33 protein-coding genes are annotated in these 22,533 nt (G+C 51.6%); 5 read left to right on the top strand and 28 right to left on the bottom strand.

Annotated features, from left to right (window positions below; translation table 11 throughout):
• Positions 1 to 32: 32 nt before the first annotated feature.
• From map to rpsL, 27 genes are all read right to left on the bottom strand, one after another.
• A complete protein-coding gene (map, locus tag PHV74_01230; GenBank protein MDD5092991.1) occupies positions 33 to 782 on the bottom strand; it encodes a type I methionyl aminopeptidase in 750 nt (249 codons plus the stop codon).
• 5 nt (positions 783 to 787) lie between these two features.
• Positions 788 to 1,429: an adenylate kinase gene (locus PHV74_01235; GenBank protein MDD5092992.1), complete on the bottom strand. Its 642-nt coding sequence runs from the start codon at positions 1,427 to 1,429 to the stop codon at positions 788 to 790.
• Between the two features lie 18 nt (positions 1,430 to 1,447).
• A complete protein-coding gene (secY, locus tag PHV74_01240) occupies positions 1,448 to 2,779 on the bottom strand; it encodes a preprotein translocase subunit SecY (GenBank protein MDD5092993.1) in 1,332 nt (443 codons plus the stop codon).
• A gap of 38 nt (positions 2,780 to 2,817) precedes the next feature.
• On the bottom strand, positions 2,818 to 3,264 hold the full coding sequence (gene rplO, locus PHV74_01245; protein ID MDD5092994.1) for a 50S ribosomal protein L15: 447 nt from the start codon (positions 3,262 to 3,264) through the stop codon (positions 2,818 to 2,820).
• Positions 3,261 to 3,458 (bottom strand): 50S ribosomal protein L30, encoded by a 198-nt coding sequence (gene rpmD / locus PHV74_01250; protein MDD5092995.1) that lies wholly within the window; start codon positions 3,456 to 3,458, stop codon positions 3,261 to 3,263. Before rpmD ends, rplO begins: the two co-directional genes overlap by 4 nt.
• Before the next feature lies 1 nt (position 3,459).
• Positions 3,460 to 3,969, bottom strand: a complete 510-nt coding sequence (rpsE, locus tag PHV74_01255; GenBank protein ID MDD5092996.1) for a 30S ribosomal protein S5 — start codon at positions 3,967 to 3,969, stop codon at positions 3,460 to 3,462.
• A 7-nt stretch (positions 3,970 to 3,976) separates the two neighbouring features.
• Positions 3,977 to 4,339 carry a 50S ribosomal protein L18 gene (rplR, locus tag PHV74_01260; GenBank protein MDD5092997.1) on the bottom strand — a complete coding sequence of 121 codons (363 nt, stop codon included), beginning with the start codon at positions 4,337 to 4,339 and terminating at the stop codon, positions 3,977 to 3,979.
• A 21-nt stretch (positions 4,340 to 4,360) separates the two neighbouring features.
• Positions 4,361 to 4,912, bottom strand: coding sequence for a 50S ribosomal protein L6 (rplF, locus tag PHV74_01265; protein ID MDD5092998.1), 552 nt, complete (start codon positions 4,910 to 4,912; stop codon positions 4,361 to 4,363).
• A 21-nt stretch (positions 4,913 to 4,933) separates the two neighbouring features.
• Positions 4,934 to 5,335 carry a 30S ribosomal protein S8 gene (gene rpsH / locus PHV74_01270; protein MDD5092999.1) on the bottom strand — a complete coding sequence of 134 codons (402 nt, stop codon included), beginning with the start codon at positions 5,333 to 5,335 and terminating at the stop codon, positions 4,934 to 4,936.
• Between the two features lie 13 nt (positions 5,336 to 5,348).
• Entirely contained in the window at positions 5,349 to 5,534 is a 186-nt protein-coding gene (locus tag PHV74_01275) for a type Z 30S ribosomal protein S14 (GenBank protein MDD5093000.1), read from the bottom strand.
• Between the two features lie 8 nt (positions 5,535 to 5,542).
• Positions 5,543 to 6,091 (bottom strand): 50S ribosomal protein L5, encoded by a 549-nt coding sequence (rplE, locus tag PHV74_01280; protein ID MDD5093001.1) that lies wholly within the window; start codon positions 6,089 to 6,091, stop codon positions 5,543 to 5,545.
• Positions 6,091 to 6,402, bottom strand: coding sequence for a 50S ribosomal protein L24 (gene rplX / locus PHV74_01285; GenBank protein ID MDD5093002.1), 312 nt, complete (start codon positions 6,400 to 6,402; stop codon positions 6,091 to 6,093). The genes rplE and rplX overlap by 1 nt, the downstream gene beginning before the upstream one ends.
• A 2-nt stretch (positions 6,403 to 6,404) precedes the next feature.
• Positions 6,405 to 6,773, bottom strand: a complete 369-nt coding sequence (rplN, locus tag PHV74_01290) for a 50S ribosomal protein L14 (GenBank protein MDD5093003.1) — start codon at positions 6,771 to 6,773, stop codon at positions 6,405 to 6,407.
• 6 nt (positions 6,774 to 6,779) lie between these two features.
• Positions 6,780 to 7,061, bottom strand: a complete 282-nt coding sequence (gene rpsQ / locus PHV74_01295) for a 30S ribosomal protein S17 (protein ID MDD5093004.1) — start codon at positions 7,059 to 7,061, stop codon at positions 6,780 to 6,782.
• Positions 7,062 to 7,065: 4 nt separating this feature from the next.
• A complete protein-coding gene (gene rpmC / locus PHV74_01300; GenBank protein ID MDD5093005.1) occupies positions 7,066 to 7,248 on the bottom strand; it encodes a 50S ribosomal protein L29 in 183 nt (60 codons plus the stop codon).
• Positions 7,249 to 7,288: 40 nt separating this feature from the next.
• Positions 7,289 to 7,699 (bottom strand): 50S ribosomal protein L16, encoded by a 411-nt coding sequence (gene rplP, locus PHV74_01305; GenBank protein MDD5093006.1) that lies wholly within the window; start codon positions 7,697 to 7,699, stop codon positions 7,289 to 7,291.
• Complete coding sequence (rpsC, locus tag PHV74_01310; protein ID MDD5093007.1) at positions 7,700 to 8,389, bottom strand: 30S ribosomal protein S3; 690 nt, start codon at positions 8,387 to 8,389, stop codon at positions 7,700 to 7,702.
• On the bottom strand, positions 8,390 to 8,722 hold the full coding sequence (gene rplV, locus PHV74_01315) for a 50S ribosomal protein L22 (GenBank protein MDD5093008.1): 333 nt from the start codon (positions 8,720 to 8,722) through the stop codon (positions 8,390 to 8,392). It lies immediately after the preceding gene.
• A gap of 41 nt (positions 8,723 to 8,763) precedes the next feature.
• Entirely contained in the window at positions 8,764 to 9,048 is a 285-nt protein-coding gene (rpsS, locus tag PHV74_01320) for a 30S ribosomal protein S19 (protein MDD5093009.1), read from the bottom strand.
• A gap of 12 nt (positions 9,049 to 9,060) precedes the next feature.
• Complete coding sequence (gene rplB, locus PHV74_01325; protein MDD5093010.1) at positions 9,061 to 9,885, bottom strand: 50S ribosomal protein L2; 825 nt, start codon at positions 9,883 to 9,885, stop codon at positions 9,061 to 9,063.
• A gap of 8 nt (positions 9,886 to 9,893) precedes the next feature.
• Positions 9,894 to 10,178 carry a 50S ribosomal protein L23 gene (gene rplW, locus PHV74_01330; GenBank protein ID MDD5093011.1) on the bottom strand — a complete coding sequence of 95 codons (285 nt, stop codon included), beginning with the start codon at positions 10,176 to 10,178 and terminating at the stop codon, positions 9,894 to 9,896.
• Between the two features lie 15 nt (positions 10,179 to 10,193).
• Positions 10,194 to 10,835 (bottom strand): 50S ribosomal protein L4, encoded by a 642-nt coding sequence (gene rplD, locus PHV74_01335; protein ID MDD5093012.1) that lies wholly within the window; start codon positions 10,833 to 10,835, stop codon positions 10,194 to 10,196.
• A gap of 352 nt (positions 10,836 to 11,187) precedes the next feature.
• Positions 11,188 to 11,799 carry a 50S ribosomal protein L3 gene (rplC, locus tag PHV74_01340; protein ID MDD5093013.1) on the bottom strand — a complete coding sequence of 204 codons (612 nt, stop codon included), beginning with the start codon at positions 11,797 to 11,799 and terminating at the stop codon, positions 11,188 to 11,190.
• Positions 11,800 to 11,870: 71 nt separating this feature from the next.
• A complete protein-coding gene (gene rpsJ, locus PHV74_01345) occupies positions 11,871 to 12,179 on the bottom strand; it encodes a 30S ribosomal protein S10 (GenBank protein MDD5093014.1) in 309 nt (102 codons plus the stop codon).
• Positions 12,180 to 12,187: 8 nt separating this feature from the next.
• Positions 12,188 to 14,266 carry an elongation factor G gene (fusA, locus tag PHV74_01350; GenBank protein MDD5093015.1) on the bottom strand — a complete coding sequence of 693 codons (2,079 nt, stop codon included), beginning with the start codon at positions 14,264 to 14,266 and terminating at the stop codon, positions 12,188 to 12,190.
• A gap of 36 nt (positions 14,267 to 14,302) precedes the next feature.
• Positions 14,303 to 14,776 (bottom strand): 30S ribosomal protein S7, encoded by a 474-nt coding sequence (gene rpsG / locus PHV74_01355; protein MDD5093016.1) that lies wholly within the window; start codon positions 14,774 to 14,776, stop codon positions 14,303 to 14,305.
• 86 nt (positions 14,777 to 14,862) lie between these two features.
• Positions 14,863 to 15,285, bottom strand: coding sequence for a 30S ribosomal protein S12 (gene rpsL / locus PHV74_01360; GenBank protein ID MDD5093017.1), 423 nt, complete (start codon positions 15,283 to 15,285; stop codon positions 14,863 to 14,865).
• A gap of 296 nt (positions 15,286 to 15,581) precedes the next feature.
• On the opposite strand from rpsL, the gene PHV74_01365 reads away from it, so the two are divergent.
• The 5 genes from PHV74_01365 (at position 15,582) to clpB (ending at position 20,979) form a co-directional block, all read left to right on the top strand.
• Positions 15,582 to 16,253, top strand: coding sequence for a Crp/Fnr family transcriptional regulator (locus PHV74_01365; protein MDD5093018.1), 672 nt, complete (start codon positions 15,582 to 15,584; stop codon positions 16,251 to 16,253).
• 73 nt (positions 16,254 to 16,326) lie between these two features.
• A complete protein-coding gene (locus PHV74_01370; protein ID MDD5093019.1) occupies positions 16,327 to 16,530 on the top strand; it encodes a 4Fe-4S ferredoxin in 204 nt (67 codons plus the stop codon).
• 236 nt (positions 16,531 to 16,766) lie between these two features.
• Complete coding sequence (locus PHV74_01375) at positions 16,767 to 17,012, top strand: hypothetical protein (GenBank protein ID MDD5093020.1); 246 nt, start codon at positions 16,767 to 16,769, stop codon at positions 17,010 to 17,012.
• Between the two features lie 330 nt (positions 17,013 to 17,342).
• Complete coding sequence (locus PHV74_01380; GenBank protein MDD5093021.1) at positions 17,343 to 18,335, top strand: J domain-containing protein; 993 nt, start codon at positions 17,343 to 17,345, stop codon at positions 18,333 to 18,335.
• 58 nt (positions 18,336 to 18,393) lie between these two features.
• Positions 18,394 to 20,979 carry an ATP-dependent chaperone ClpB gene (gene clpB / locus PHV74_01385; protein MDD5093022.1) on the top strand — a complete coding sequence of 862 codons (2,586 nt, stop codon included), beginning with the start codon at positions 18,394 to 18,396 and terminating at the stop codon, positions 20,977 to 20,979.
• A gap of 91 nt (positions 20,980 to 21,070) precedes the next feature.
• On the opposite strand, the gene PHV74_01390 is transcribed toward clpB, so the two are convergent.
• Complete coding sequence (locus PHV74_01390; protein MDD5093023.1) at positions 21,071 to 22,249, bottom strand: ketoacyl-ACP synthase III; 1,179 nt, start codon at positions 22,247 to 22,249, stop codon at positions 21,071 to 21,073.
• Positions 22,250 to 22,533: the final 284 nt, after the last annotated feature.

A 22,533-nucleotide genomic window follows, 5' to 3' on the forward strand; every position in this document is an offset into this window, starting at 1 on the left:
TTCCTGATAATCTCTGCCTCTTCAAAACCAACTTAGAGTCGAGTCAAAACCTCCGGCGCCCCATCAGTGATCGCAATCGTGTGCTCAAAATGAGCTGACAGCTTACCATCTTCGGTGACGACCGTCCAATGATCATCAAGCACTTTCGTGCGCCAGCCACCAGCATTAATCATTGGCTCTAGGGCCACTGTCATACCTTGCCTCAGGATTGGCCCTTTGCCGGGCAGCCCAAAATTGGGCACCTCCGGCTTTTCATGCATCTCCCGACCAATGCCATGGCCCACATACTCCCTCACCACTGCAAAGCCTCTGGATTCAGCATAAGCCTGAATCGCAGCTGAAATATCGCTTAAACGGGCCCCCGCACTAGCCTCCTTAATACCTGCTTCCAGCGATCCGGAAGTTGCATCGATGAGGCTTCTCGCCTCAGGGCTTATCTTGCCTACCCCAACGGTGACGGCTGCATCACCCTGAAAACCATTATATATCGCGCCCACATCGATGGCAATAATATCGCCTTCTTTGAGAATGCGCCCTCCCGGAATACCATGAACTACTTGTTCATTTACAGAAGTGCAAATAGAAGCCGGAAAACCTCTGTATCCCTTGAATGAAGGCCTACCTCCCTGCTCTTCTATCGCCTTGACTGCGATGCCATCAAGCTCACCAGTTGTGATTCCCGGTTTGACCTCTTTGCTCAGAATCTCCAACACAATGGCTACGATTTTCCCCGCCTGCCGCATTACTCTGATTTCGCTTGGCGACTTGATAATGATTCCCATCTTATTCAGGCCAAGGCAGCGAGCATCTCCTTGCTCACATCATTGACACTCTGCTTACCGTTGACCTTGAGCAGCTTGGCTGCCTTTGCATAGTAATCAATCAAGGGAGAGGTCTGCTTTAGATAGACCTCTAATCGATTTCTCACCGTCTTCTCATTATCATCGGCACGCTGGTAGAGCTCACCGCCGCAGTGATCACACTTGCCGACCACCTTCGGCGGTGCGTCGACCAGATGAAAAGGCGCCTGGCACTTTCGGCAGATCCAGCGACCCGAAAGACGCTTGATCAAATCTTCTTCCGGCACATAAATGTAAACAGCCTTATCGATGGCCTTATTCTGCGATGACAGGGCTTTATCCAGCGCTTCTGCCTGCGGTATGGTTCGTGGAAAACCATCCAGCAGAAACCCATTGGCACAATCGGGTTTCGCGATGCGTTCCAGAACCATCTTTACTGTTACCTCGTCAGGAACCAACTCCCCCTTTTCCATATAGGACTTGGCGAGGTTACCCAACTCCGTCCCGCTCTTCTGAGCCTCCCGGAAGAGATCCCCTGAAGCAACATGCGCCATCTTCTTCTCTTTGACGAGAACAACTGCTTGAGTCCCCTTGCCTGCCCCTGGCGCTCCCAAAAGAATGATATTCATCTCACTTCTCCCCAGAGATCACTTAATAAATCCCTCATAATGACGCATCAAAAGCTGCGCTTCCATCTGCCGCATTGTGTCGAGGACCACCCCGACCACGATCAGTATCCCCGCGCTGCTGATGAGCATAAGTGTCTGCGCGTTAGTAGCTGAAGAGCCCACCATCACTCCTGCGAATACGGGCATAATGGCCACCAACCCCAAGAATAGCGCCCCTCCCCAAGTGAGCCTGTTGGTTATACCATTAAGATACTCTGCTGTTGGCTTCCCCGGGCGAATGCCCGGAACAAACCCTCCCTGCTTCTGCAAGTTATCGGCGATATTCTGTTGTTGGAAAATAACCATCGTATAAAAGAAGGTAAACCCAACCACCAGCAGAAAATAGAAGGACCAGTAAAACCATCCGTATCCTTCTCCTGTATTGAATAGTTCGTAGATGAAATTGGCAAAATTAGAGTTCTGCCCCTCTGCATTCATAAAGTAACTGGCCACCGTACCCGGGAATACCATCAGTGACATGGCGAAAATGAGAGGGATCATTCCGGCCGAATTCACTCGAAGCGGAATGTGCGTTCCCCCACTTTGCCGATAAACCCTTCCTCCACGGAAGGTACTTCTCGAATATTGAACCGGAATGCGCCGAAAGGCTTCCGTAACGTATACGATCAAGAAAGCGATAGCCACCAGCAATATTGCCAGCTTAAACAAGCCGCCATAGCCTGATAAGAGACGAGTGCGCTCCAAATTCTGCGGCATTCCGGCTACAATGCCCCCGAAGATTATGATTGAAATCCCATTTCCGATCCCGCTCTCTGTTATACGTTCACCCATCCATACAAGCAACATGGTGCCCGCTGTGAGAGCTATCACCATCGCAGCTGTGGGCAGCAGATCGCTCCCTGTTAGGCCAACCCCGTGGATGGGAGGAACCCCACCTCCAGAGACAGGTCGACTCATAAGCTCCAATTGACCGTACCCCTGCATCATAGCCAGCGGGACGGTGAGCCAATGGGTATACTTGTTTATCTTATTTCTTCCGTCTTCGCCCTCTTTAGATAACGCTTGCAGTCTCGGGACTATCGGAACCAGAAGCTGCATGATGATTGAGGCAGTTATATAGGGATAGACCCCCATGGCAGCTATGCTCAGCGTGCGCATGGCGCCTCCGCTGAAGATATCCAGCATGCCCAACAACTGGTTTTGCTCGAAGAGGTCCTTGAGTGCCTCAGTGTCAACACCAGGCACGGGAATATGAGCAATGAAGCGGAAGATCACCAGAATGCCGAAGGTGAACAACAGCTTTCGTCGAAGATCGGGGTGATGAAGAGCATTCACCACCGCCTGTACCAGTTTGGGCATCCCGCTCTGCCTTGCCTCTGGACGCTGCATCAGGCGATCACCTCCGCCGTCCCCCCTGCGCCCTCTATCTTGCTCTTAGCTGCTTGCGAGAATTTATTCGCTTTCACCACCATCTTGCGCGCGATCTCACCGTCTCCCAATATCTTAACAGGCTTATTCAATCCTTTCAGTATCCCTGCAGCAACCATAGCTTCGAGAGTCACCTCGGATCCCTCGGGAAAAATGCTCAACCTCTCGATATTTACAATAACATATTCCGTACGGAATATGTTATTGAATCCGCGCTTGTACGGCAAACGCTTCACCAGAGGATTCTGCCCCCCCTCAAAAAGCGGGTGAACCCCACCTCCCGAACGGGACTTCTGTCCCTTCAGTCCACGGCAAGAATAAGTACCATGCCCGCTTCCCAGACCGCGCCCTACACGCTTCCGCTTATGCTTAGCCCCCACTGGGGGGTGTAATTCATTCTGTTTCAAGACTCACCTTCCTGGCTCATTTCCTCTACCTCCACCAGGTGTCTGACCTTCCTCACCATTCCCCGAATTTGCGGCGAATCGCGGTGTTCCACAACACCATTTAATGAATGCAAACCCAAGGCTTCAATCACCCTTCTTTGGTCCTTGGCATAACCAATCGTGCTTCTCTTCCAGGTAATGCGCAGTGTGGACATCTTAGCTGGTCTCCCTGTCTTGCGGCAATGCCTTGCCACGCTTGGCCAATTCCTCTCTTGGGTCTCTGAGCTGACTCAGCGCCGTCAGAGTCGCCTGGACGACATTGATCGGATTTGAGCTACCCTTAGACTTACTCAGAATATCTCTTATTCCTGCCGATTCAACCACAGCTCGAACAGCCTTCCCCGCAATCACTCCGGTTCCCGGAGCTGCCGGCTTAAGAAAAACCTCGGCGGCGCCAAATTTGGCGGTTATCTCATGATGAATGGTGCTTCCATTGATCGGTACCCGGATGAGTTTCTTTCTAGCTACAGCTGCCCCTTTTCTGATAGCAACAGGTATCTCCTTGCCCTTACCAAGGCCGAAACCCACATGACCCTGATCATCACCCACCACTACCAGGGCACTAAATGAAAGCTTTCTCCCACCAGCGACAGTTTTAGCAACACGCCTTACGTGGACCAGCTTTTCGGTCAAGTTTAGCTCTTCTGGATTAATCCTTTGATTCATGAAGACCTCAGAATTTTAGTCCGGCTTCTCTGGCTGCATCCGCCAGGATTTTGACTCGGCCGTGATACCTATACCCCCCACGGTCAAAAACAACCTGCTCAACTCCGATATCTAGAGCCCGCTTTCCTAACAGAGTGCCAACAAGCTTGGCATCCTCAGACTTGCTCTTTGGACCGGCTTCTTTCGTTGTATCAAATGAGGAGGCCGAGACCAGAGTCCGCCCTTCACTATCATCCAAAAGCTGAGCATATATGTGCTTCAAGCTACGGAAAACACAGAGCCTGGGCTTGGTTGCTGTGCCGCTAACCTTTTTTCGGACCCTTAAATGTCTCCTTGTTCGGTTGACTCTAGCTTCTTTCACACTTGTCATAGCAGTTCTTCTTAAAACTCTTTACTTCTTGCCGCCGATCTTGCCGGCTTTGCCTGCTTTTAGCCTCACATATTCGCCTGAATACCTGACACCCTTACCCTTATAATGATCAGGCGGCTTTAGCCCTCTGATTTGGGCCGATGTTCTCCCCACTAGCTCCTTATCAATACCCGAGACAGTAATCTTATTAGTTCCCTGAGCAGTAAGCGAAATCCCCGGGGGTGACATGAATTCGATGGGCTTGGGATAGCCTAAATAAAGCATCAGCTTTCCCTCCGCCGCCTGAACACGATATCCGACTCCCACAAGCTCCAGGTTTTTTTGAAATCCTTGGCTTACCCCTTGAACCATGTTATCGATCAGCGTCCGGGTGAGACCATGATAAGAACGATGCTCTTTGCTATCAGACGGCCTCGAAACTGTCAGAATGCTCCCGTCAACTTCAATGGACATAGCCGGTTGCACGGAGCAACTAAGGGCCCCTTTAGGCCCTTTGACAGTTATTTTACTTCCCTCAATCTTAACCTCAACCTCTTTGGGTATTGTTACGGGTTTTTTTCCTACTCTTGACATCCTCTATCCTCAATGTGTCACTCACCATACGTAACACAAGATTTCCCCCCCCAGCCCACTCCGCCACGCTTGTTTTCCTGGCATTATCCCTTGCGTAGTAGATAACATGGCTATCCCCATCCCCCCATAAACGCGAGGGATTTCCCCTTTACCGACATACACCCTGAGACCTGGCTTACTCACACGCTTGAGTCCCTTTAAAACGGGCTCCTTTGTTTGTGTATACTTGAGATGTATCTTTATGACCCGCTGCGGTGTCTCACCCTTCAAGAGTTCGTACTCTCTGATAAATCCCTCATCTTTGAGAACCTTGGCAATGGCAATCTTGCTCTTTGAACAAGGAACGAGCACAAAATTTGAGCCCGACATATTAGCGTTTCTTATCCGCGTTAACATATCAGCTATAGAATCAGTTACAGTCATGATTGCTCTCCCATTACCAACTGGACTTCCGAACCCCCGGCAACTGTCCTTCATTGGCCAGTTTGCGGAAGCAAATGCGGCAGAGATCAAAGTAGCGCATATAAGCCCTCGGCCGCCCACACAAGCGACATCGATTCCTATGCTGTACCTTGTATTTCGGGGTTCTTTGTGATTTTACTATTTGAGAAGTCTTCGCCACTTATCTCCTTACTTGGCAAAGGGCATGCCCATGAGCTCCAAAAGACGCCTGCCTTCTTCATCGTCCTGCGCCGTGGTTACAATAGAGACCTGCAACCCTCGCACTTTATCGATCTTATCATAGTCGATTTCGGGGAAGAGGATTTGCTCCTTTATTCCTAACGAATAGTTTCCATGGCCGTCGAATGAATCTCTGGACACTCCCTGAAAGTCTCTGATGCGCGGGATTACAGCATTGATCAAACGATCAAGAAAATCATACATCCGTTTGCCCCGGAGTGTTACCATGACCCCGATCAGCATGCCCTGGCGCAGTTTGAAACCGGCGATTGATTTTCTGGCTTTGGTAGTTACCGGATGCTGCCCTGTGATCGTTGCCAGATCTGTGGTTGCTGCCTCAAGTGCCTTCGCGTTTTGGATGGCCTCGCCCATGCTTATATTGAGCACCACCTTCTCCAACCGAGCAACCCTCATCGGGCTCCGATACTCGCTCTCCCGCATTATCTGCGGTACTACTTCTTCGTGATACTTCTGCTTTAGACGTGAAATCTGGGGCATTAGTCGATTACCTCGTGACACTTTTTGCATATTCTAACCTTTTTCTTGTCCCCAAGAAAGCGGAACCCTACCCGTGTAGGTTGGTGGCATTTCTTGCAAATCAACTTCACGTCGGAAACGTGAATGGGGGCTTCTCTCTCAATAATTCCCGCCTGCCTCATCGTTCCCCGCGGCTTCATATGCCGCTTGGTCATATTGGCCCCTTCCACAATTAACCGCTCATCCTTAGGGAAAGTCCGTTGTACTTTCCCCTTCTTTCCTTCACTTCTCCCCAATATCACCAGCACTTCATCGTTCTTCTTGATCTTCATCATCACAACACCTCAGGAGCCAGCGAGACGATTTTCATGAAGTCTTTCTCCCGAAGCTCACGGCCTACCGGACCGAAGATGCGGCTCCCTTTCGGATTTCCCTTTTCATCCAAGATGACAGCCGCGTTTTCATCGAATCTAATATACGAACCATCCCGACGGCCATATGGTTTAGCTACACGGACTATGACCGCTTTGACCACATCGCCTTTCTTGACTGCAGCGCCTGGATTTGCCTCCTTGACTGTAGCCACGATCACATCGCCTATTGTGGCATATCGCTTCCTCGTCCCTCCGGGAATCCCGAAGCACATAATCTCCCTTGCCCCGGAGTTATCCGCCGCTCTGAGCCTAGTATATATCTGGATCATGACTTCTTAACTCGCTTCCTCTTTTATTGACGGCTCTCTTGTCTCTGCCTTAGTCAGAATCTCCGCTACCCGCCAACACTTTTCCTTCGATAGAGGTCGCGTTTCGCTGATCTTGACCCTATCGCCAACACTACAGGCGTTGGTCTCATCATGGGCTTTGAGCTTCTTATTATAAACGACATGTTTCTTGTAGCGAACATGCTGGCGACGAGTGCTTATCAGCACCACAACCGTCTTATCCATCTTATTGCTCACTACGTTCCCCACGAGGGTTCGCCTGTTACCCATATTTCTAACTCCTGGATAGTTCCATTTCGCGCATTATAGTCTGGAGCTGGGCAATTTTCTTCTTTGCCTTGTTGACCTCGCGATAGTCGGTCAACTGCCTCGTGGAAGCTCTGAATCGCAGATTAAAAAGCTCCTGACGTGAACTCTCGAGCTCTCGCCGGAGTTCCTCGTATTTCAACTTCCGCATGTCTGTTATCCGCAACTCTCCAAACTCCTCTTCAATATACCTATTGTGCTTTCGTTATGATCCGGGTAGCGATTGGAAGCTTATGGGAAGCCAGCTTCAAGGCCTCCTTTGCCACGTCCTCGCGAATGCCTGCCATCTCAAATAGAACTCTGCCCGGTTTCACCACAGCTACCCAATGATCTACGGCACCCTTCCCCTTGCCCATCCTGGTCTCCGGTGGGCGGGAGCTAACCGGCTTATCAGGGAAGACGCGAATCCAGACTTTCCCTCCGCGTTTTACATGGTGCACGATGGCGCGCCTGGAGGCCTCAATCTGGCGACTGGTAATCCAAGCGGGCTCCAATGCCTGCAGAGCGAATTCTCCAAAATCAACAGAGTTCCCAGACTGGGCCTTGCCTTTCATACGGCCCCTCTGTGCTTTCCGATATTTGACTCTCTTTGGCTGTAACATCTAAGATGACTCCCCAGGCTCTTCAGCTGCCTCGAGCCTTTCTCTCACAACTGGCTGTCGGACTTCAGGGACGATGAGGCCCTTAAAAATCCACGCCTTGATACCGATCTTACCTGTGGCCGTAAGAGCTTCGGCAAGACCATAATCGATATCGGCACACAGGGTATGCAGAGGAACGCTCCCCTGGTGTTCCATTGTACGCCGAGCTATTTCATGTCCGTCAAGTCTTCCACTGATCTGGATCTTTATTCCCTTGGCTCCGGCATCCATAGTTTGCTGCATAGCCCGCTTCATGGCCCGTCGATAGGAAATCCTTCTCTCCAGCTGGTCTGCAATATTTCTAGCCACCAGATAGGCATCAAGTTCGGGCTCCCGTATCTCTTGAATATTCAGCCGGACCTTTTTTCCGACAACTTTTTCCAGGATGCCCCTCATCTCATCAACCCTCTGCCCCCCACGCCCAATAACCACTCCGGGCCTAGCCGTATAGATGGTAATCGTGACATCGCCGGTGCCGCGTTCGATTTCCAACTTTGAAATACCGGCTCCGCTATAGTTGGATCTAATGGCACTGCGAATAGACAGATCCTCGTGCACCAGTGCAGCATAATGGTGATCATCATGCCATTTGGACTGCCACGTCTTGAAGCTACCAAGCCTAAACCCTACTGGGTGAACCTTCTGCCCCATTTATGTCTCCTCAACCACGATCGTAATGTGACACATTCGCTTGAGGATTGGATTGACCCTACCACGACCCTTAAACCGCATCCTCTTCATGCGCAATCCGTCATCCACGAATGCTCCGACAATTTTGAGTTCCGCTGGTGCCATCTGAAAGTTGTTCTCTGCATTGGCAGCAGCAGACTTCACCACTCGCGAGACAATCCGAGCGTTTGCGCTTGGCATATAACTCAAAATACCTAGAGCCTCATCGACCTTTTTCCCGCGCACACTATCGACAATCCGCCGTGCCTTCTCAGGAGAAAGCCTTATTCCTTTTGCTGTTGCTCTTACTTCCATTCTCGTTCTACCAACCGGGGATTTTCTTTTTTCGTTGAAAGTTACGCTTTGCGAGTTGCTTTTTCCGCTTTGGCAGTATGCCCGCGATACGTCCGAGTCGGCACAAACTCTCCCAGTTTATGACCCACCATGTTCTCCGTCAAAAAGATAGGAACATGGCGTCTGCCATCATGAACCGCCAGCGTAATGCCAACCATCTCAGGTATGACGGTTGAACTGCGAGCCCAAGTCTTGATTACGGCCTTCTGCTTACTCTCCTTGAGAGCATTCACCTTCTTCATTAACTTGGGATCAATAAATGGGCCTTTCTTTGTGGATCTTCCCACCTGAACCTCCGCTTACCTTCGCCTTCTGATAATCATATTGTCGGTTCGCTTGTTCTTCCGAGTCTTGACGCCACGGGCAGGCTTACCCCAAGGGGTTTTCGGACCAGGGAAACCCACTGAGCACCTTCCCTCACCACCACCATGAGGATGATCACGCGGCGTCATGGCAGTACCTCGCACCGTTGGACGCCACCCCATCAATCGCTTCCTGCCCGCCTTGCCGAGAACGATACTGTTATGGTCAATATTTCCAAGCTGACCGATCGTTGCCATACATTCCAGCCGGATGCGATGAGTCTCCTTTGAAGGAAGTCTCACTAAGGCATATTTATCCTCTTTGCCCATAAGTTGGGCGGCCGACCCGGCGCTTCGAACGAGCTGTCCGCCCCGCCCTAGATGAACTTCAATATTGTGAATAGGTGTTCCCGCAGGAATGAGCCTGAGCGGGAGAGCATTCCCTACTTTTATCTCGGCCTTCTCACCAGACATAACCTCTGCACCGACCTTGAGCCCCAGCGGCGACAAGATGTATCTCTTCTCCCCATCAGCGTATTGAAGGAGAGCGATATGCGCTGAACGATTTGGATCATACTCAAGAGCCACCACTTTAGCGGGGATATCATGCTTGCTCCGTTTGAAATCGATGATCCGGTATTTCCTCTTTACCCCACCCCCACGGTGCCTTACGGTGATCCGCCCCTGATTGTTTTTGCCTGCCTTCTTGCGTAGGGGCACAACCAGCGATTTCTCAGGCTTCTTCTTGGTCAGCTCACGAAAATCCTGCCCACTCATGCCCCGGCGACCCGGTGAGGTTGGTTTATGTAACTTGATTGCCATTATTCTTCCTAGACCCCTTCGAATATCTCGATCTTGTCGCCCGGTTTCAGCATAACGATAGCCTTCTTCCACGACGGCTTTTGGCCTTTCATCCTTCCGAAGCCTCTGGGTTTGGACGGAACCATGACCACATTTATCGAGACTACGGTAACCTTGAAAGCCTTCTCTACGGCTGCTTTTATCTGAGCTTTGTTGGCCTTTTTCATCACTTCGAAGACATACTTATTCTGAACCCTGAGGTCGGAGCTCTTTTCCGTGACTATTGGCCTTCGGAGTACTTCATAGATATGCATCTTGATAACCTATCCTCATGCAACAGCGGGTTTCTCTGCCCCCAGAAGCTCTTCAACCGCCCGGACAGCATCAGCCGTCATTATCAAACTCTTGTGGGAGAGCAGATCGACCACATTCAGCTGCCGAGCCTGAGTCACCTTGGTTCGACTGAGATTACATGCTGATTTGATCACATTCGCGTCCGGCGAAGATAAGGCAATGAGGGCTGAGCGATCAACTTCCAAAGCCTTCAAGAGACTGATCATGTTCTTGGTTTTGGGTTCGCTCATCACCAAGCTATCTATTACCTTCAGCTCCCCATCAGAAAGCTTTCCGGAAAGCAGGCACTTTATCGCCAAACGACGCATCTTCTTGGGCATGGCCTGTCGATAGCTCCTGGGGCGAGGACCAAACGTTACCCCGCCATGGCGGCGCAAAGGTGATCTAAGGTCACCCGCTCTCGCTCGGCCGGTATGTTTTTGTCGGAATAGCTTACGAGTGCTGCCTGCTACTTCACTACGGGTCTTCGTGTTAGCCGTGCCCACTCTGGCATTGGCTCGCTGCCTCACCATTGCTTGGTGAACGACAGCCTCATTCATAGCCACGCCAAAAACGCTCTCATCTAGATCGAGCTGCCTTACAATTGCCCCTTCAGCATCATAAACTGGAATTTGCATCATATCCCCTTGGGTGCTTCACTCACAAAAACAGCCAACAGCTTACAGTTTGTCCTCTTTGCTGGTGACTGTAGACTGTGGGCTGTAGCTACCAGATTTCGCAAACTAGATGCGGCCCCGCACTCCCTACCAACTGGACTACTATAGCTTACAGGAAATATCAGCAAAGTCAAGAGGGTAGCGCCAAAAAGCACCCCTATAACTGAGATCACGCCAATTTCAAAAACCATTAATAATCCCCATTCCTTCCCTGCTAGCATCTTCACCCTAAAAATAGAGCTCAATAAGACCCTATAGCATCTCGCAACAATTACAGTGTGTCTCGACCGAATCGCACTGTGCCCAACAAACGTTAGACCTTCTGGATGATGACCAGCCCATTTCTATGCCCGGGAACAGAACCTCGCAGAAGAAGCAGGTTGCGGTCCGGGTCGGCCTTTACTACCTTCAATCTTCTGGCGGTCACCCTTTCGTTCCCCATATGTCCGGCCATGCGCTGCCCTTTTAGCACCTTGGATTGGCCAGTGCCGGCGCCAACGGAACCGGGAGCCCGGTGACGATCAGACTGCCCGTGTGTTTTAGGGCCACCCTTAAAGTGATGGCGCTTCACTCCACCGGCGAAGCCCCTTCCCTTTGAAGTGCCGATAACATCGACAATATCTCCAGGCTTGAAAATATCAACGCCTACTTTTTGACCAAGCTCCACTCCGGAAATATCATCCGTCCTCAGTTCGCGCAATTGCTTGAAATTCCCGGACTTTTTGAGATGCCCCTTCTCCGGTTTATTCAGTTTCTTGGACTCGCTAAAGCCAATCTGAACGGCATTGTAGCCTTCCTTGTCCAATGTCTTGATCTGTGTCACAGCGCAAGGGCCTGCCTCGATGGCAGTGACCTGAACCACCGCGCCATCATCAGCAAAGATTTGGGTCATGCCTATCTTCTTACCTAAAATTCCACCAACCATTTCACTTTCCTTCCCTAGACTCACAGCACCTTCGCTGCCATCTTCGATCGTCAGTCAAGCACGGATCGCTTTTAAATCTTGATCTCGATGCTCACACCGGCAGGCAAATTGAGACGGGTGAGGGCATCAACTGTCTTCGATGTCGGATCCACGATATCAATCAAGCGCTTATGAGTACGAATTTCAAACTCCTCGCGGGAGTCCTTATCGATAACCGGTGAGCGAATAACGCAGAATTTCTTGATGTGTGTCGGCAGCGGTACAGGCCCAACTACGGCTGCCCCGGTGCTTTCCGCAGACTCAACAATATGAGCCGCCGACTGATCTAGTATTCGATGATCATAAGATTTCAGCTTGATCCTGATTTTTTGCTTTGCCATGTTAACCGCTATCTCCCGATCCTGTATTTTGATGTGATCTTTTCAGCCATATCTTTAGAGACTGCTTCGTAATGGTCAAAACCCATAAAAAAGCTGGCCCGCCCTTGACTTATGGACCTCAGGTCAGTGGCATAACCAAAACTCTCTGACAGGGGAAGATAGCATTGAATAATACTGATCCCCTCATTTTGCTCAATACCCTCAATACCGCTTCGCTTTGAATTCAGACTGCCAATGACGTCACCAAGAAACTCCTCCGGGGTTGAAACTTCCACCTTCATGATTGGCTCAAGGATTACCGCGGCAGCTTTCTGGATACAAGCTTTCGCCGCCATGGACCCGGCCATCTTGAAAGCGATATCGGAAGAATCTACTTCATGGTAACTTCCGTCCACAACTGTAGCTCGCACATCGATCACCGGATAGCCTGCTATGACGCCTTCATCTAAAGCCTGCTTTACCCCGGCTTGTATCGACGAAACGTATTCCTTGGGTATCGTCCCACCGACGAGACGGTTGACAAATTCAAACCCTTTCCCTCGCTCCAAAGGTTCCATTTCGAGCCATACATCCCCATATTGACCTCTGCCGCCGCTCTGGCGGATGAACCGACCCTCAGCCTTGGCGGAGGTCGTGATAGTCTCCTTATAAGCCACACGAGGCTTGCTTACATTCGCGTGGACCTTAAACTCGCGCAGTAAGCGAGTGGCGATAACCTCAAGCTGCAACTCACCCATGCCTGAAATAAGCGTCTGCCCGGTTTCTTGATTGTATTGAACCTTGAACGTCGGGTCTTCCTCGGCCAACTTGTTGAGAGATTCAACTATCCGATCCTGGTCAACCTTCGATTTGGGCTCAATAGCCACTGATACCACAGGCTCCGGAAATGTGATGGACTCCAAAATAATGGGGTTTTTGGGATCACAGATCGTATCACCGGTGGAAGTATCCCTCAATCCAACGGCAGCGGCGATTCCACCGCTGTAAATTTCCTGAACTTCTATCCGATCATTGGCATGCATTTGATATAATCGCCCGATTCTTTCCTTTTTGCCCGTGACAGCATTATACACCTGAGCTCCGGATTTGATAGTGCCGGAATATACCCTAAGGTACACCAACCTGCCAACGAATGGGTCGGTGACAATTTTGAAAGCGAGTGCTGCCAGCGGGGCTTCATTTTGAGGGTATCGAACTTCTTCTTTTTCAGTATCGGGTCTCAGTCCGCAGATTGGGGGTGTATCCAAAGGTGAAGGAAGATAATATGCTACTGCATCGAGAACTGGCTGGACACCGATATCTCTGAGGGCGCTACCACACATAACCGGGACAATCTTATTGGCAATGGTGGCACGGCGTATTCCTGCCCGGAGAGTAGCGACATCAACCTCACTATCGTTGATATAGGCATTCATGAGGTCATTATCGCTTTCGGCAACATGTTCGATAATTTCACGCCGGGAACGGGCTGTTATCTCCCGATATTCGGCCGGGATATCCATCGTCTCCATATTCCCATCTTTAGAGAAGAGAAGCGCCTTCTCCTCAACCAGATCGATGATTCCGGCAAATGAGGATTCAGCTCCCATGGGCAATTGAATCGGCACAGCGTTCGTCTTCAGTCGCTTTTTCATCATCTCAATGGTCCGCTGAAAATTGGCCCCCGTCCGATCCATCTTGTTCACAAAGCAGATTCTGGGAACTTTGTATTTGGTTGCCTGGCGCCAGACCATTTCCGATTGGGATTCAACACCTTCCACGCCATCAAAGATCACCACACCCCCATCAAGCACACGAAGACTTCTCTCCACCTCAGCAGTGAAATCCACATGCCCCGGCGTATCAATAATGTTGATCCTGTGGTCTTGCCAAACGCAGCTGGTTGCCGCAGAGGTTATGGTGATTCCGCGCTCGCGCTCCTGGTCCATCCAGTCCATTTCCGTTGTGCCGTCGTCCACCCGCCCAACCTTGTACGTGCGCCCACTATGATGAAGGATCATCTCTGTCATCGTGGTCTTTCCCGCATCGATGTGAGCGATGACCCCAATGTTACGCGTAAGTTCAATCAGTGACGACGTCTGCGACATACTCTGCGCCTTAGCAATTACCTTTAACATTTCAGACTACCATCGATAATGAGCAAAAGCCCGATTTGCCTCCGCCATTCTGTGCGTATCCAGCTGTTTCTTGACTGCAGGTCCTTCTCCACGCGAAGCCTCGATGAGTTCCGCCGCGAGTTTTTCCGCCATTGGCTTTCCCTTCCGGGATCTGGCCGAATCGATCAGCCAGCGCATGGCCAGAGCCTGGCCTCGCGCCGGGGACACCTCCGTCGGGACCTGGTAAGTAGCTCCGCCAATACGACGTGGCTTCACCGCCACGAGAGGCGTAGCATTCTTTATGGCTTGCTCAAAGACTTCCAAGGGATCCTTCTTTGTCTGTTCCTGTATGACATCCATCACCGAGTAGACAATGATCTCAGCCGTACTCTTCTTGCCTCTCAGCATTATCTTATTGATGAATCGGGCAAGCTTTTCGTTCTGATATTTTACATCAGGCTGAATGACTCTTTTGGTGAATGTTTTCCCTCGTCTTGGCATTGACTTATACCCCTCATTTCAGATGGAGGAGCTTCTATCGTGTTGACAGAAGCTCCTCTGGGCGAGTTCACTTCGCTGAAGAAACCCTAGCTTTTCGCTTTTACTCTTTTTGCCCCGTACTTGCTGCGGCTGGTCTGCCTACCTGCAACACCTTCCGTATCTAACGTGCCGCGAACAATATGATAATTGACACCGGGCAGGTCTTTTACTCTCCCCCCCCGAACCAACACCACCGAGTGTTCCTGCAGATTATGACCTTCGCCGGGAATATAGGCCGCTACCTCTATTCCATTGGTGAGCCGAACACGCGCCACCTTCCGCAACGCTGAATTCGGCTTCTTGGGAGTCACCGTCTTAACTTGAAGGCAAACTCCTCGCTTCTGAGGTGATCCACCAGCTCGCTTTCCCCTGCCTTTGAGTGAGTTGTAGGCATAATGGAGTGCTGGTCTCTTCACTCTGGTTTTGAGTGGCTGACGCCCTTTTCTTACTAGCTGATTTATTGTCGGCAAGTTCCCGCCCCTTTCTCGAATTGCTAATGGGTGACAATATTGCATTTAACCATCAACGATCAATATTGTCAAGTGATCAGCCTGACTCTTGCCAAATATCTGACACTAATCCTCCTTCAAACAAGCGTAAACCAACTCCCTCAGAAAACCTCTCTGTGTTATGGAATACCATCGCTTGAAGAGTGAGCAGCCAATAGCACAATCGATTCCTGCATGGTCCCTCTTGCCAAAATGGATTCCCAGGAACTAGAATATCACCAGCGCTTATCTTACTCTCCCGATCAGGACAATTTTCATTGACTGTACCCAGCGAATTTCTACTATCCAATCCCTATTTCTCCGGACTCAGTCCTTCAGAGATTGACTCTATCGGCACGGTCGTCTTTGAAAGATCTTTCGCGAAGGGAGAAGTGATCACCTGGGAAGGGAACCCCGGCGAGTCCCTCTATTTCGTCGTCTCCGGAGCAGTCAAGTGCTTCAAAACGTCAGAAGAAGGGAAAGAGCAGATAATGCGCATAATCTTACCCGGAGATTCGTTCAACGACGTGGCTGTGTTCGATGGAGGCCCCAGTCCGGCCTCCGCGGAAGCCATGAGTCCGGTTAGCCTCTATGGCATCACCCGGAATGACATAGAGAAAATTTTGAAAGACTATCCGAAGGTGTTCCCAAATGTGGTAAAGGTTATGACTGCAAGGATTAGACACCTGATAGAATTGGTAGAGGACCTTTCGTTCCGGCGCGTTATCAACAGAATCGCCAGAGTGCTTCTGGAGTACGGCGCCGATGGCACAAGCCCGAAGCCAAAGCTTACTCAGCAGGAGATGGCAGCCACAGTGGGCACTGCTCGGGAGGTAGTGGGAAGGTCTCTCAAGACGTTGCAGCAAGAGGGCCTGATTCGAATTGAGCGAAACCGTCTGATCATCGCCAACAAGAAGGCGTTACAACAAATGGCCAACTCGGTCACGTGAGCAACCAGGGTGACAAAGGTCACTTAGTTCAGATGGGAATTCTGCTAGTATGACTTCAGATGAGGCGAGAGCAATGATTGAAATGCCGCTGGTGAATGTGGAGATATGCAACGGCTGTGGTCTGTGTGTGTCCGCTTGCAGCTGTGGCGCTGTGGTAATGGTAGCGATGAAAGCAACGATAATAGAATCACAAGACTGCGGATGGTGTACCGTGTGCGAGGCTATTTGTCCTGTTGGAGCTATCAGCTGTCCCTATGAGATCGTCATTGAGGGTTGAAGTGAGTATCAATAAATAACGCGGCCTGTGTTTTGTCACCGTCTCCGGCGACCCGTAAGGGTCGCTTTTTTTATCTCATATCGCTCGAGGGATTCATTGCCCGGCACCCTTAAAATACTCCGCAATGCCTCTTCAATATCTATAACAAAGCCATTATCAACTTTGCGACAAAAGTCACATCCATGAACCCCGCCCTGCTTTAGAATGAATCAGACTTCCAAAAGAGGAGGTGCCCCATGACACAGACGACATTGACTGAACCAGCTGAGACGAGGCCCAAAGGGAATTGTGTCCACCATTGGATCATAGAGCCGCCGGAGGGTGAGGTCAGCAAAGGGGTATGCAAGATTTGCGGGACGGAAAAGGAATTCAAGAATCATCTCGCCTGCTCAGCTTGGGATAACGAATCGCCAAGGTTCTCGCGGAGGAGAGTCGGCGGCGAATCTAAGAGGGACGATACTCATTCGGAGAGGGGGAGCTAAAAATGGGCGAGATAAAGAGATGCCCCAGATGTGATGGCAACGTTTTTATGGAATGGGACTATGGGGATGGCGATTGGTACGAATATTGCCTGCAATGCAGTTACCGTCATTATTTGCCTGCCGTAGTGAAAGTTCCCCGGAAATTGATCAAGGGAGGAAGGAAGAAACGGAGTCTTCGATAAGAGGGACATGGCGTCTGTCACGCTGGCCGGGAATCTAGCGGGAGAGCTTCAGGGAATGATGAGGCCTTTTGGCATATACCCAAGTGGAAAAATGCCGAGCAACCGATTAAACTTAATCCCATGATGCTATCCCGTTGAGGTGAAAGCGATGGACTATAAGGATTATTACAAAGTCATGGGCGTTGACAAGAACGCCAACGAGAAGGATATCAAGAAGACTTATCGCAAGCTGGCGCGCCAGTACCACCCGGATGTAAACCCCGGCAACAAGAGTGCAGAGGCTAAATTCAAGGAAATTAATGAAGCCTATGAGGTGCTGGGCGATGCCGAGAAGCGTAAGAAATACGACCAGCTGGGTGCCAATTGGCAACAGTACGAACAATGGGAACGGGCGGGGGGCGGTGCACAGGGCCAGCCGTTTGACTGGAGCCAATATGGATTCAGACCCGGCGGAGCCGGGCAGACCCGGCAGCAATATCGGACGATGACGCAGGAGGAAATGCAAGACCTCTTCGGGTCAGCGGGCGGCGGCGGAGGCTTCTCCGACTTCTTCTCCACGTTTTTCGGTGGTGCTCCCGGCGGAGAGCCCAGAAGACAACACCGGCCGGCCCCTCGAAAGGGGGGTGATATCGAGCAACCAGTGGAAATCACTCTGGAAGAGGCTTTTCGTGGGACAAGCCGAGCCTTTCAGATGAGCAACCCCGATGGCACAACCAAGACTATCGAAGCCAAGATCCCGTCGGGAACAAGAAGCGGCTCGCGGATCAAGCTCAAAGGGCAAGGGGGACCGGGAGTCAGCGGAGGGCCAGCCGGAGACATCTATCTTTCAATTCAAATTCAGCCTCATCCCACCTTTGAGTTAAAAGGGGATGACCTTTATACCAAGATACCGGTTTCTCTCACCACAGCGGTTCTGGGGGGAGAGGTCGACGTCAACACCATGGCTGGCGCTCTAAAACTGAAAATTCCTGCCGAGACTCAGAACGGCAAGACCTTTCGCCTTAAAAGCAAGGGAATGCCCAGCATGAAACACCCGGATCAGAAAGGCGATCTATACGCTGAAGTGCGAGTTGTATTGCCGCAGGGACTTTCGGAAAAGGAGCGGGACATTTTCAGAGAACTGGCCAAAATCAGAGAGTGATTTTAGATTCCTCTCCCTTGACGGAGGATGAGAAATCTGGAGAGAGGAGACACATTATATGAACCTAAACAAATTCACTGAAAGAGCCCAGGAAGCAATCCTGAACTCCCAGAAGCTTGCGGAGGACCAGCATCACACCCAGATGGAGGTGGAGCACCTTTTGCTGGCGCTCTTGAATCAGGCGGAGGGCGTAGCGCCGCAGATTCTCAGCAAGCTGGGGATGAATATCGAAGAGATCAAAAGAGAGATTGAATCCGAACTCTCCAATCAGCCCCAGGCCTATGGAGTAACACAGGTTTACATGTCCCAGAGACTGAAGCAGGTTTTCGATCACGCTGAAAAAGAAGCCGAGCGGCTGAAGGATGACTACGTCAGCACCGAACACCTGTTAATCGCCATTGCAGACGAGCCTGGAAAGGGAGCCTCCGGTAGAATTCTGAAGCAACGAGGCGTGACCAAGGATAGCATCTACGGTGTGCTGACCAGCATCCGAGGGCATCAGCGGGTCACCGACCCGAATCCGGAAGGCAAATATCAGGCGCTGGAAAAGTATGGCCGGGACCTGACGGAGATGGCCCGGCGAGGCAAACTGGATCCGGTGATCGGCCGGGATGAAGAAATTCGCCGGGTGATCCAGGTTCTCTCACGCCGCACCAAGAACAATCCGGTGCTTATCGGCGAGCCGGGAGTGGGCAAAACCGCTATTGTGGAAGGCCTGGCCGGACGAATCATCAAAAAGGATGTGCCGGAAGGACTCAAGGATAAGCGGGTAGTGGCCCTCGATATCGGAGCGCTTGTTGCCGGGGCCAAATACCGCGGAGAATTCGAGGAACGGCTCAAGGCCGTCTTGAAAGAGGTGCTGGAAGCAGAGGGGAAAGTTCTGCTATTTATCGACGAACTGCACACAGTCGTCGGGGCAGGAGCGGCTGAGGGAGCGATGGATGCCTCCAACATGCTCAAGCCCATGCTGGCTCGCGGCGAACTGCACTGTATCGGTGCAACCACACTCAACGAGTACCGCAAGCACATCGAGAAGGATGCGGCGCTCGAAAGGCGTTTCCAGCCTGTGCTGGTGAATGAGCCGACGGTCGAGGATACGATCAGCATTTTAAGAGGACTCCGAGAGCGCTATGAAGTCCACCATGGCATCAAGATCAAAGATTCGGCGATGGTTGCAGCTGCCGTCCTTTCCCATCGATACATCAGTGATCGGTTTCTGCCGGATAAGGCCATCGATCTGGTGGATGAGGCCGCGTCCAAGCTTCGCATGGAGATCGATAGCCTGCCGGTGGAACTCGATGAAGTCCAGCGACGTACAATGCAACTGGAGATCGAGCGGGAGGCGCTCAAGAAAGAAAAGGACGCAGCCTCAAAGGAACGATTGGGAAATCTGGAAAAAGAGCTTGCTGACCTCAAGGAGGAAGGCAGCCGACTCAGAGCGCAATGGCAGAAGGAAAAGGATGCCATCCAGGCCATCGGGCAAATCAAGGAAAAGATCGAGCAGGCCGGTGTGGAGGTGGAGCGAGCCGAGAGAATGGCCGACTTGGCAAAGGCGGCGCAGCTCCGCTATGGAACCCTGGTCGATCTGGAAAAACAGCTCAAATCAAGCGAGTCCAAACTGGCCGAGATGCAGCGCGATAAGCAGATGCTGAAGGAAGAAGTAGATGAAGAGGACATCGCCGAGATCGTCAGCCGGTGGACGCACATTCCGGTGAGCCGGTTGGTAGAAGGCGAAATCCAGAAGCTGCTTCATATGGAAGAACGGCTCCACCGGCGCGTAGTAGGACAGGATGAAGGAATCCGGGCAGTAAGCAATGCGATTCGGCGGGCGCGAGCCGGACTGCAGGACCCGAATCGGCCGCTGGGGAGCTTCATTTTCCTTGGCCCGACAGGCGTTGGCAAAACGGAGCTTGCCCGAGCTCTGGCCGAGTTTCTCTTCGATGACGAACAGGCGATGATCCGGCTGGACATGTCGGAATACATGGAGAAGCACACCGTATCACGGCTCATCGGCGCGCCGCCGGGGTACGTGGGCTATGACGAAGGCGGACAGTTGACAGAAGCTGTACGGCGCAAGCCATATTCGGTGGTCCTCTTCGACGAGATTGAAAAGGCGCATGGCGATGTGTTCAACGTCCTTTTGCAGATCCTCGATGACGGTCGGCTGACCGATGGCCACGGGCGAACGGTCGATTTCAAGAACACGGCGGTCATCATGACGTCCAATATCGGCAGCCAGTGGTTTACCGAGGTCGGGGCTATCGGCGAAGCGGATATCAGAAAGCACATTATGGAGGCGCTCAGAACGCACTTTCGTCCCGAGTTTCTCAACCGGGTGGATGAGATCGTCATCTTTCATGCGCTGGGCCGGGAGCACATCGAGAAGATCGTCGATATTCAGCTTCGGACACTGAGCAAACGCCTGGCGGAACGGCACATGACAATTGAACTGACCGACGGCGCCAAAGACCTGATCGTCTCCGAGGGGTTCGATCCGACATATGGGGCCCGGCCTTTGAAGCGCACGCTGCAACGACGTGTGCTTGATCCACTGGCGCTCAGGATTTTGGAAGGCGCTTTCATGGATGGGGACAGGATAACGGTTGATTCTGCCGGCGGCGAAGTGGTGTTCCGCAAAGCGTAAAACAAAAGGGCAATCTGCTTCTGTTCATTACAAACAAAACGAGGGCTGGTCGGCTTGACCAGCCCTCGTTTACATTCCGCCGATGTTTGATTTACAGGACCGCCGCGATGATGCCTCCGCTCCAGCCGGCAGCCCCGCCGATCAGGAGAACTTTGTCTCCTCGCTGAACCCGACCGGCCTCCATTGCCTCCGCCAGGGCGATAGGAATGCTCGCTGCTGCCGTGTTGCCATATTTGTTGACGGTAACCACGACTCTCTCCCGGGGAAGCGCCGCCATTTTGCTGATCCTATCGATGAGCTGAATTGTCACCTGATGGGGTACGACCAGGTCCAACTCTTCGCTTCGCCAGCCCGCCTTCTGAAGCGCCGTTCTGATGGCTCCCGGCAAATTCTTCATCGTCATCTTGGCGATTTCGAGGCTGTCGGAGAGGAAGTATTCCTTGGAAGGGTCCCGAGGATGGCAGGTGCCTCCACCCAGGACAGTGGCATAGGGCCATCCAGAGCCGTCCGACGTAAAGTGACTGGCGCGGATTCCCCTCCCATCATCATCACCCGCCTTGATGACCATCGCTCCCCCGCCGTCTCCTAAGGTAAGTCCGGCCAGCCCCAGCTTCATGTCTTCGAGGGTTTTGACGTTCCAGTTGATGCATGCGGAGAGCACCTCCCCGGCAGCAATCAACCCGATCCGACAGCGTCCGGTGCGGATAAAAGAATCCATAACGTCGATAGCATTGACGAAGCTGTTACAGGCGTTCTTGACATCAAAAACATGGGCGTTCCAGGCTTCCAGCTTCTCCTGCAACATATTGGCCGTGGCAGGTTCGCACATATCATGCGTTGCCGAAGCAAAGATGATGACGTCTATCTCGTCGGCGCTCACTCCGGCCTGCTCCATGGCCTTCAGGCTGGCTCGAGCCGCCAGATCGGAGGAAGAATCGCCATTCAACACGTGCCTCCGCTCAACTACTCCCGTCATCGCCTCGATGAAGTTCTCAGGTATTCCATTCTTCTGCAGATCCAGTCTCTTCTCGATAGAAGCTGAAGTAACGATATTATCCGGAAGGTACTTTCCCACCCCGGCGATAATACTGGAGACCTTGGTGCCCCGCTTCTCCAACTCCAGAGAAAGTGAGGAAAGCATCTTCTTCTCTCTGGCTTCTTTCCCCAGTTCCACGGACACCGTCGCTCTTTGCGGCACGTGCCCCAATGCGTTGTTAATCGTACCGGTAATCCATTTCAACGGTTTGGGTCGACGCAACATGAGTCTCATTCATTCACATCCTAAAGGGTAACTACTGTGAGCCTTCTTCATCCGATGGTATGGGATGCCTCATGAGAAGTCAAGTGATGGCAACGTTTCTGCAGATATCGGCAATCTTTGTGAGATTAAGGACATGAGGCCTTACCTTTTTGATAATGGGGTTCCTGTCACACGGCCATGTTGCTGCGTCTGAGACAACCACATCTGATTGACACCGATAACTAATTATTGTAAGATTCAGCTTGCCAAGTTGAGCAATTGCGCTCAAGATTTACCATCGAAGAACCGCAGGA

It is taken from the genome of Dehalococcoidia bacterium (genome assembly GCA_028711995.1).
In the GTDB taxonomy this organism is placed as follows: Bacteria; Chloroflexota; Dehalococcoidia; order SZUA-161; family SpSt-899; genus JAQTRE01.

Bases quoted from the DNA above. Each gene is read 5' to 3' on its own strand.
- map (MDD5092991.1), bottom strand. From the start codon at position 782: ATGGGAATCATTATCAAGTCGCCAAGCGAAATCAGAGTAATGCGGCAG.
- PHV74_01235 (MDD5092992.1), bottom strand. From the start codon at position 1,429: ATGAATATCATTCTTTTGGGAGCGCCAGGGGCAGGCAAGGGGACTCAA.
- rpmD (MDD5092995.1), bottom strand. From the start codon at position 3,458: ATGTCCACACTGCGCATTACCTGGAAGAGAAGCACGATTGGTTATGCC.
- rpsE (MDD5092996.1), bottom strand. From the start codon at position 3,969: ATGAATCAAAGGATTAATCCAGAAGAGCTAAACTTGACCGAAAAGCTG.
- rplR (MDD5092997.1), bottom strand. From the start codon at position 4,339: ATGACAAGTGTGAAAGAAGCTAGAGTCAACCGAACAAGGAGACATTTA.
- rplF (MDD5092998.1), bottom strand. From the start codon at position 4,912: ATGTCAAGAGTAGGAAAAAAACCCGTAACAATACCCAAAGAGGTTGAG.
- rpsH (MDD5092999.1), bottom strand. From the start codon at position 5,335: ATGACTGTAACTGATTCTATAGCTGATATGTTAACGCGGATAAGAAAC.
- rplE (MDD5093001.1), bottom strand. From the start codon at position 6,091: ATGCCCCAGATTTCACGTCTAAAGCAGAAGTATCACGAAGAAGTAGTA.
- rplX (MDD5093002.1), bottom strand. From the start codon at position 6,402: ATGAAGATCAAGAAGAACGATGAAGTGCTGGTGATATTGGGGAGAAGT.
- rplN (MDD5093003.1), bottom strand. From the start codon at position 6,773: ATGATCCAGATATATACTAGGCTCAGAGCGGCGGATAACTCCGGGGCA.
- rpsQ (MDD5093004.1), bottom strand. From the start codon at position 7,061: ATGGGTAACAGGCGAACCCTCGTGGGGAACGTAGTGAGCAATAAGATG.
- rpmC (MDD5093005.1), bottom strand. From the start codon at position 7,248: ATGCGGAAGTTGAAATACGAGGAACTCCGGCGAGAGCTCGAGAGTTCA.
- rplP (MDD5093006.1), bottom strand. From the start codon at position 7,699: ATGTTACAGCCAAAGAGAGTCAAATATCGGAAAGCACAGAGGGGCCGT.
- rpsC (MDD5093007.1), bottom strand. From the start codon at position 8,389: ATGGGGCAGAAGGTTCACCCAGTAGGGTTTAGGCTTGGTAGCTTCAAG.
- rplV (MDD5093008.1), bottom strand. From the start codon at position 8,722: ATGGAAGTAAGAGCAACAGCAAAAGGAATAAGGCTTTCTCCTGAGAAG.
- rplB (MDD5093010.1), bottom strand. From the start codon at position 9,885: ATGGCAATCAAGTTACATAAACCAACCTCACCGGGTCGCCGGGGCATG.
- rplW (MDD5093011.1), bottom strand. From the start codon at position 10,178: ATGCATATCTATGAAGTACTCCGAAGGCCAATAGTCACGGAAAAGAGC.
- rplD (MDD5093012.1), bottom strand. From the start codon at position 10,835: ATGCAAATTCCAGTTTATGATGCTGAAGGGGCAATTGTAAGGCAGCTC.
- rplC (MDD5093013.1), bottom strand. From the start codon at position 11,799: ATGGTTGGTGGAATTTTAGGTAAGAAGATAGGCATGACCCAAATCTTT.
- rpsJ (MDD5093014.1), bottom strand. From the start codon at position 12,179: ATGGCAAAGCAAAAAATCAGGATCAAGCTGAAATCTTATGATCATCGA.
- fusA (MDD5093015.1), bottom strand. From the start codon at position 14,266: ATGTCGCAGACGTCGTCACTGATTGAACTTACGCGTAACATTGGGGTC.
- rpsG (MDD5093016.1), bottom strand. From the start codon at position 14,776: ATGCCAAGACGAGGGAAAACATTCACCAAAAGAGTCATTCAGCCTGAT.
- PHV74_01370 (MDD5093019.1), top strand. From the start codon at position 16,327: ATGATTGAAATGCCGCTGGTGAATGTGGAGATATGCAACGGCTGTGGT.
- PHV74_01375 (MDD5093020.1), top strand. From the start codon at position 16,767: ATGACACAGACGACATTGACTGAACCAGCTGAGACGAGGCCCAAAGGG.
- PHV74_01380 (MDD5093021.1), top strand. From the start codon at position 17,343: ATGGACTATAAGGATTATTACAAAGTCATGGGCGTTGACAAGAACGCC.
- clpB (MDD5093022.1), top strand. From the start codon at position 18,394: ATGAACCTAAACAAATTCACTGAAAGAGCCCAGGAAGCAATCCTGAAC.
- PHV74_01390 (MDD5093023.1), bottom strand. From the start codon at position 22,249: ATGAGACTCATGTTGCGTCGACCCAAACCGTTGAAATGGATTACCGGT.